Origin of the sequence: Micromonospora sp. NPDC049089, from assembly GCF_040648775.1 — a bacterium.
In the GTDB taxonomy this organism is placed as follows: Bacteria; Actinomycetota; Actinomycetes; order Mycobacteriales; family Micromonosporaceae; genus Micromonospora.
This window is the reverse complement of the sequence record NZ_JBEZEH010000064.1, coordinates 23,693-30,876: the sequence shown is the minus strand read 5'-3', so window position 1 is coordinate 30,876 and position 7,184 is coordinate 23,693. Positions and strand designations below refer to the sequence as shown.

The 7,184-nt window shown below is 70.5% G+C and carries 4 protein-coding genes; 1 reads left to right on the top strand and 3 read right to left on the bottom strand.

Annotation, left to right across the window (positions count from 1 at the left end; genetic code table 11):
* Positions 1 to 88: 88 nt before the first annotated feature.
* From AB0B48_RS13705 to AB0B48_RS13695, 3 genes are all read right to left on the bottom strand, one after another.
* Positions 89 to 1,294 carry an acetylhydrolase gene (locus AB0B48_RS13705; RefSeq protein WP_357200489.1) on the bottom strand — a complete coding sequence of 402 codons (1,206 nt, stop codon included), beginning with the start codon at positions 1,292 to 1,294 and terminating at the stop codon, positions 89 to 91.
* Positions 1,295 to 1,597: 303 nt separating this feature from the next.
* Positions 1,598 to 2,389, bottom strand: a complete 792-nt coding sequence (locus AB0B48_RS13700) for a GntR family transcriptional regulator (protein ID WP_357200486.1) — start codon at positions 2,387 to 2,389, stop codon at positions 1,598 to 1,600.
* Positions 2,390 to 2,513: 124 nt separating this feature from the next.
* On the bottom strand, positions 2,514 to 3,383 hold the full coding sequence (locus AB0B48_RS13695; RefSeq protein WP_030332815.1) for a PAC2 family protein: 870 nt from the start codon (positions 3,381 to 3,383) through the stop codon (positions 2,514 to 2,516).
* Between the two features lie 261 nt (positions 3,384 to 3,644).
* Here AB0B48_RS13695 and metH point away from each other — a divergent pair, with 261 nt between their 5' ends.
* Entirely contained in the window at positions 3,645 to 7,160 is a 3,516-nt protein-coding gene (gene metH, locus AB0B48_RS13690; RefSeq protein ID WP_357200482.1) for a methionine synthase, read from the top strand.
* The last annotated feature ends 24 nt before the right edge of the window (positions 7,161 to 7,184 follow it).

The following is a 7,184-nucleotide window of genomic DNA, read 5'->3' as shown; positions in this document are numbered from 1 at the left end:
CATGGAGTTGTGGTGCCTCGCGTAAGGGGCACAGCTCCGCTTGTCGCCCACCACAACTCCATGATCGACGGAGGCTCTGTCGGCCGGGTCACGGAATGAACGCCACCTCGGGGAAGGACCGGCTCGGGCCGTTCAGTAGGTGTCCGCCCCGGTGGCGCAGGTGCAGGTCGAAGAACGCCAGCGGGTACGCCTGCCCGATGCGGACCGCGCGGGCGGGGTCGAGCGTGCCGACCCAACGCACGAGTTCCTCGTCGCTCATGCCGATGAGCTTCGCCAGTTGCGGCACGAGCCACTGGTTGTCGCCGTAGGACGAGTGGATCGCTTCGGCGGCCTGGACGTTGAGTCGCCATCCCCGTAGGTGCGTGAAGAACTCGGCGACGGCGGGCTCCGCAGCCTGGGTGTACTCCGCCGTCATCAGCATGAACGGCCGGTACAGGTCGGTGGTGGGCATCGGCTGCGACACCATCGGGGCGTCCAGGCTCAGCCCCGCCCGGACCCGCCGGTCGGTGCCCATGGTCAGGGCCGTCGCGGTGCCGCCCTTCGACCAGCCGAACATGCCGATCCGACTCAGGTCCAGGGAGGCGCCCAGCCCGGTCGGCAGTGGCGCGTGGTCGACGGCGGGGTTGCCCCCGGCGGCGAGGTCGGAGATCTGATCGAGGACGAATCGGACGTCCCTGGTGTAGGTCCACGGGGTGGAATCGACGTCTTCCTCCTGGACGGTGACTCGGCCGTCGGGGAATTCGCTGAACCCGTCGTACGTGTGGTCCACAGTGACCACCGCGTACCCGTGGCTGGCGAGTTCCTGCACCACGATGGTGGTGTCCGAACGGTGGCTGCCGGCACCGTGCGAGTACAGCACCACCGGCAACCGCCGGCCCGGGTGCCGCACCGGGGCGCCCTCGTGCCCGGCCGTCAACGGCGCCAGCGCGGCGTGGGGGTCGAAGCCCGCGGATTCCAGCAGCACGCGCATCGAGGCGGCCGTCATCCACGGGGAACGCGGGTAGCGCCGCTCGTTCCGGGCGGGGTACCAGACGCTGACCATTAGTTCCCGATACCGCCCCGGCCCCGCCAGCGGTTCCGGCCGCGACCGGTCGACCAGATGCAGTGGCACCACACCCACGCGGTACGGCCCGGTCGGCCGGGGGAGAGTGAGCCGGGCCGGGCCCGCATCGGCGGTTGCCGCCGTGGCGCGGCCAGCGATGCCCCACGGTACGCCGGCCCCGACCGCCAGCGCGGCTCCGACAAGGCCGCGCCGCGTGATCCCCCGTGCACCAACAGGTTTCACGGTTGGCATTGATCCTCCCCTGGGTTGCTCGACGCCGGAACGGGCCGCCCGACCATCGATATACCCGCAGTATATATACCGAGTGTATAGATGCAACGACGGCGACGAGTTTCGACAACGGGGTGAGCTCTGAGAGGCCGCCCTGGCGCGCGCTAATAGCCCCGATCTTGCAGTTTCTGTCCCAGCGAAAGGTGCAGAACAGGCAAAAGCACGACCGAAAGCGCAAGATCGCCGAGCCCGCCGGCCGGACCGGGCGGGGGCCAGGGCAGGGCAGGGCCAGGGCTGGGCTGGGGCGGGGCGGGGCGGTGCTGGCTAGCCCAGGACCAGGCCGGGGTCGGGTTCCGGGTCGGGGGTCGGGCCGGGGATCTTGTACTCCTCGGTGAGGGTGGTCATCGGGCCGGGCCAGGTCGCCTGGGAGACCTCGATCGGCTTGCGGTGCGTGTCGTACGCCACGTGCAGCAGGTGCAGCACCGGGGTGTCCGGTCGGATCTGGAGCGTTTCGGCCTCCTCCCGGCTCGGCTGACGGGCGCTGATCGTGTCGGTTGCCGAGACGTACCGTCGTCCGGTGGCTTCCTCGGCCTCCTGGTAGAGCGGCCGGCCGAACGCCTCGGCGCGCTCCAGAGAGGTGCCGGCGGTGTCGCGGGGCAGGAACCAGGAGGCGCCCACCTCGACGGGGGAGTCGTCGGTGCGGACGAGGTGCCGGCGGCAGAGCAGGTTGGTGCCGTCGGAGACGCCGAAGGCGTCGGCCACCTCGGCGGGGGCGGGGGCGTGCCCCACGGAGACGAGCTGTTGACGGTACCGGGCGGCCAGGTCGGCGTGGTAGCCGCGGAAGCCGCCGTACCGGCCTCGGGAGAGGCGGTTGAGGCGGCGGCGGGTGCCCCGGACGTACGTACCGGAGCCGGGTTTGGTGATCAGGATGCCCTCGACCCGCAGTTGGTCGACGGCGCGTTGCACGGTCTGCTTGGCGACGCCGAACATCTCGGCGATGGCCGGGATGGACGGCAGCCGCTCGCCCGGCCCCCAGTCCCCGCGCCGGACCTGGGCCTTGAGCTGCGCGGCGATCTGTCGGTGCGGGAACTCGGCGGCCCCGGGATTGATCTGCACACCCGCCTCCTTGATCACATCTAGGTTCCTAGGATGCCCTAGGGGGTGTGACGGCGCTACCCCGGACACGCGAAAACGGGCCCCCGGACCACAAAAGGTCCGAAGGCCCGCAGCGAAAACAGTGCTACCAGGAGCCGGCGGTGGGGCCGGCCGAACCGCCCCGGCGGCGCAGGTACTTCTCGAACTCCTGGGCGATCTCGTCACCGGTCAACGGGGTGATCCCCTCGTCGCCGACCCGCTCTTCCAGCTCGCGGACGTACTCGCCCAGCTCGGCGTCCTGCTCGGCGGCGCTGCGAACCCGCTGCTCCCACTCGGCGGACTCCTCGGCCAGGTCGGCCATCGGCACCGGCAGGTCGACGACCTCCTCGACCCGGTGCAGCAGGGCGAGGGTGGCCTTCGGGCAGGGCGGGTTGTTGGCGTAGTGCGGCACGTGCACCCAGAAGGAGACGGCGTCCACCTCGGCGCGGGTGCAGGCGTCGTGCAGCACGCCGACGATGCCGGTCGGCCCGTCGTACCGGGTGGGGGTGAGCTGGTAACGCTCGGCGGCCTGCGCGTCGGAGGCGCTGCCACTGATCGGCAGCGGCCGGGTGTACGGCACGTCGGCCAGCAACGCGCCGAGCAGCACCACCCGTTCCACCTCCAGGCTGTGGCAGATCTCCAGCACCTGCTCGCAGAACGTCCGCCAGCGCATGCTCGGCTCGATGCCGCGGATCAGCACCACGTCACGGTCGGTGCCCTCCGGGCTGGCCACCATGAACCGGGTCGTCGGCCACTCCACCCGCCGGGTCTCCCCGTCGGCCATGGTGATGGTGGGCCGGCTGACCTGGAAGTCGTAGAAGTCCTCTGGATCCAGCTCGGCGATCTGCCGGGCGTTCCAGACCTGCTCCAGGTGCTCGACCGCGGCGGTGGACGCGTCGGCGGCGTCATTCCAGCCCTCGAACGCGGCGATCGCCACCGGGGACCGCAGCACCGGCAGTCCGTCGAACTCGGTCACGCCGTCACCTCACCCTGCTCGTCGCGGCTGGCGCCGGGACCGCGCCCGGTCGTCATACCGTGTGGCACGGTGGCGTCCCTGTTGTCCTTCACGTCCGCCAGCCTACGTGCAGGGCGAGGGTGCGGCCCGTCGGCCGCGCCGGTCGGCCGCTCCGGCAGCAGGTCATACCCGAACGAACCAGACAGCGTGATTCCCGTGACACAATAGGGGATCGCACGATGATGGTCGTGGAGTCCGGCGGAATCGCACTAACCTGAACGGGTGCGGACTTCATTGATGGATGTGCTGGCTGATCGCATTCTCATCGCCGACGGCGCGATGGGCACGATGCTTCAGGCCGCGGACCTCACGCTCGACGACTTCGACGGGCTCGAGGGGTGCAACGAGATCCTCAACGTCACCCGCCCGGACGTGGTGCGCGGGGTGCACGACGCCTACCTGGCCGTCGGCGCCGACTGCGTGGAGACCAACACCTTCGGGGCCAACCTCGCCAACCTCGCCGAGTACGACATCCCGCACCGCATCCGCGAGCTGTCCGAGGCGGGCGCCCGGATCGCCCGGGAGGCCGCCGACGCGGCCAGCACCCCGGATCGGCCCCGTTTCGTGCTCGGCTCGATCGGGCCGGGCACCAAGCTGCCCACCCTCGGGCACGCCGCCTACTCGACCCTGCGCGACGCCTACCAGGAGAACGCCGCGGGTCTGATCGTCGGCGGCGCCGACGCGTTGATCATCGAGACCTGTCAGGACCTGCTCCAGGTCAAGGCGGCGGTGGTCGGGTCGAAGCGGGCGATGGCCGAGCTGGGCCAGACGGTGCCGATCATCTGTCACGTGGCGGTGGAGACCACCGGCACCATGCTGGTCGGCAGCGAGATCGGGGCGGCCCTCGCCGCGATCGAGCCGCTCGGCGTGGACCTGATCGGGCTCAACTGCTCGACCGGCCCGGCCGAGATGAGCGAGCACCTGCGCTACCTGTCGCAGCACTCCCGCATCCCGCTGTCGGTGATGCCGAACGCCGGCCTGCCGGTGCTGACCGCCGACGGGGCGTACTTCCCGCTGACTCCCGTGGAGCTGGCCGAGGCCCTGGAGCGGTTCATCACCGAGTACGGCGTGGGGCTGATCGGTGGCTGCTGCGGCACCACCCCGGAGCACATCCGGGTGCTGGCCGAGCGGCTGCACGGCGTCACCGCCCCGGCCCGGGAGCCGCGGCACGAGGCGGGCGTCTCCTCGGTCTACCACCCGGTGCCGTTCGCCCAGGACGCCTCGGTGCTGATGGTGGGGGAGCGGACCAACGCCAACGGCTCGAAGGCGTTCCGGGAGGCGATGCTCGCCGGCGACTGGCGGGCCTGTGTGGAGATCGCCCGCAGTCAGGCACGGGACGGCTCCCACCTGCTCGACCTGTGCGTGGACTACGTCGGCCGCGACGGCACGCAGGACATGCGGGAGCTGGCCGGTCGGTTCGCCACCGCGTCCACCCTGCCGATCATGTTGGACTCCACCGAGCCGAACGTGGTGGAGGCCGGCTTGGAGATGCTCGGCGGCCGCTGCGTGGTCAACTCGGTGAACTTCGAGGACGGCGACGGCCCCGAGTCCCGGTACGCGCGCGTGATGCCGATCGTCCGGGAGCACGGCGCGTCGGTGGTGGCGCTGCTCATCGACGAGGAGGGTCAGGCCCGTACCCAGGAGTGGAAGGTCCGGGTCGCGGCGCGGTTGATCGACGACCTGACCGACCGGTGGGGCATGGACCGCGCCGACATCCTGATCGACGCGCTGACCTTCCCGATCGCCACCGGGCAGGAGGAGACCCGCCGCGACGGCATCGAGACGATCGAGGCGATCCGGGAGATCTCCCGCCGCTACCCGGGTGTCAACTTCACCCTGGGCATCTCGAACATCTCCTTCGGGCTGAACCCGGCGGCCCGGCAGGTGCTCAACTCGGTGTTCCTGCACGAGTGTGTGCAGGCCGGCCTGACCTCGGCGATCGTGCACGCCAGCAAGATCCTGCCGATGTCGAAGATTCCCGATGAGCAGCGCGAGGTCGCCCTGGACCTGGTGTACGACCGGCGACGCGAGGGGTACGACCCGGTGCAGCGTTTCCTCGAGCTCTTCGAGGGCGTCGACGTGACCAGCGCCCGCGCCAGTCGCGCCCAGGAGTTGGCGGCGCTGCCGCTCGACGAGCGGCTCAAGCGGCGGATCATCGACGGTGAGCGCAACGGCCTGGAGGCCGACCTGGACGAGGCGATGGCCGGCGGCCGCTCCCCACTGTCGATCATCAACGACATCCTGCTGGACGGCATGAAGGTGGTCGGTGAGCTGTTCGGCTCCGGCCAGATGCAGCTGCCGTTCGTGCTCCAGTCCGCCGAGGTGATGAAGACCGCGGTCGCCTACCTGGAACCGCACATGGAGACCGCGGAGGACGGCGGCAAGGGCCGCATCGTGCTCGCCACCGTACGCGGCGACGTGCACGACATCGGCAAGAACCTGGTCGACATCATCCTGTCCAACAACGGCTACGAGGTGGTGAACATCGGCATCAAGCAGCCGATCAGCGCCATCCTCGACGCGGCAGAGCAGCACCGCGCCGACGCGATCGGCATGTCCGGGCTGCTGGTCAAGAGCACTGTCATCATGAAGGAGAACCTGGCCGAGATGGCCACGCGCGGGGTCGCGGAACGCTGGCCGGTCCTGCTGGGTGGGGCGGCGCTGACCCGCGCGTACGTCGAGGACGACCTGCGGTCGACGTTCCCCGGGCAGGTGCACTACGCGCGGGACGCGTTCGAGGGCCTGTCCCTGATGGACCGGGTGATGACGGCCAAGCGCGGCGGCGCCCCGGTGATCGACCCGGAGCGGGAGGCGGCTCTCGCCGCCCGGCGGGCGCGCCGGGAACGGCAGCGCTCGATGGTCACCACGTCGCTGCCGGAGCTGCACGACTCCTCGGTCCGCTCCGATGTGGCCGCCGACGTGTCGGTGCCCACTCCGCCGTTCTTCGGCACCCGGGTCGTCAAGGGCGTGCCGATGGCCGACTACGCGGCGCTGCTCGACGAGCGGGCCACCTTCTCCGGGCAGTGGGGGTTGCGCGGCGCCCGGGGTGGCAGCGGACCCTCCTACGAGGAGCTGGTCGAGACCGAGGGTCGGCCGCGGCTGCGGTACTGGCTGGACCGGCTGATCGCCGACCAGGTCCTTGAGGCAGCCGTGGTGTACGGCTACTTCCCCGCGTACTCCGAAGGCAATGACCTGGTGGTGCTCGACGAGAACGGGCACGCGGAGCGCGCCCGGTTCTCCTTCCCGCGGCAGCGGCAGGAGCGGCGACTCTGCCTGGCGGACTTCTTCAGGCCCCAGGGCGACCAGCTCGATGTGGTCGCGTTGCAACTGGTCACCGTCGGCCAGCCGGTCAGCGAGTACGCGGCGAAGCTGTTCGCCCGCAACGAGTACCGCGACTACCTGGAGGTGCACGGCCTCTCCGTGCAGCTCACCGAGGCCCTCGCCGAATACTGGCACCAGCGCATTCGCGCCGAGATGACGCTGCCCGACGGCCGCCCGCTGGGCCACGACGACCCGGCGGACCTGGCCGGCATCCTGCACAACGACTACCGGGGCTGCCGGTACGCGTTCGGCTACCCCGCCTGCCCCGACCTGGAAGACCGGGCGAAGATCATGGATCTGCTCGGCGCGGACCGGATCGGGGTCGAGCTGTCCGAGGAGTTCCAGCTCATGCCGGAGCAGGCCACCGACGCGATCGTGGTCCACCACCCGGAGGCCAACTACTTCAACGCCAAGTAACGGGCGCAGGGTCACTGACCTGCG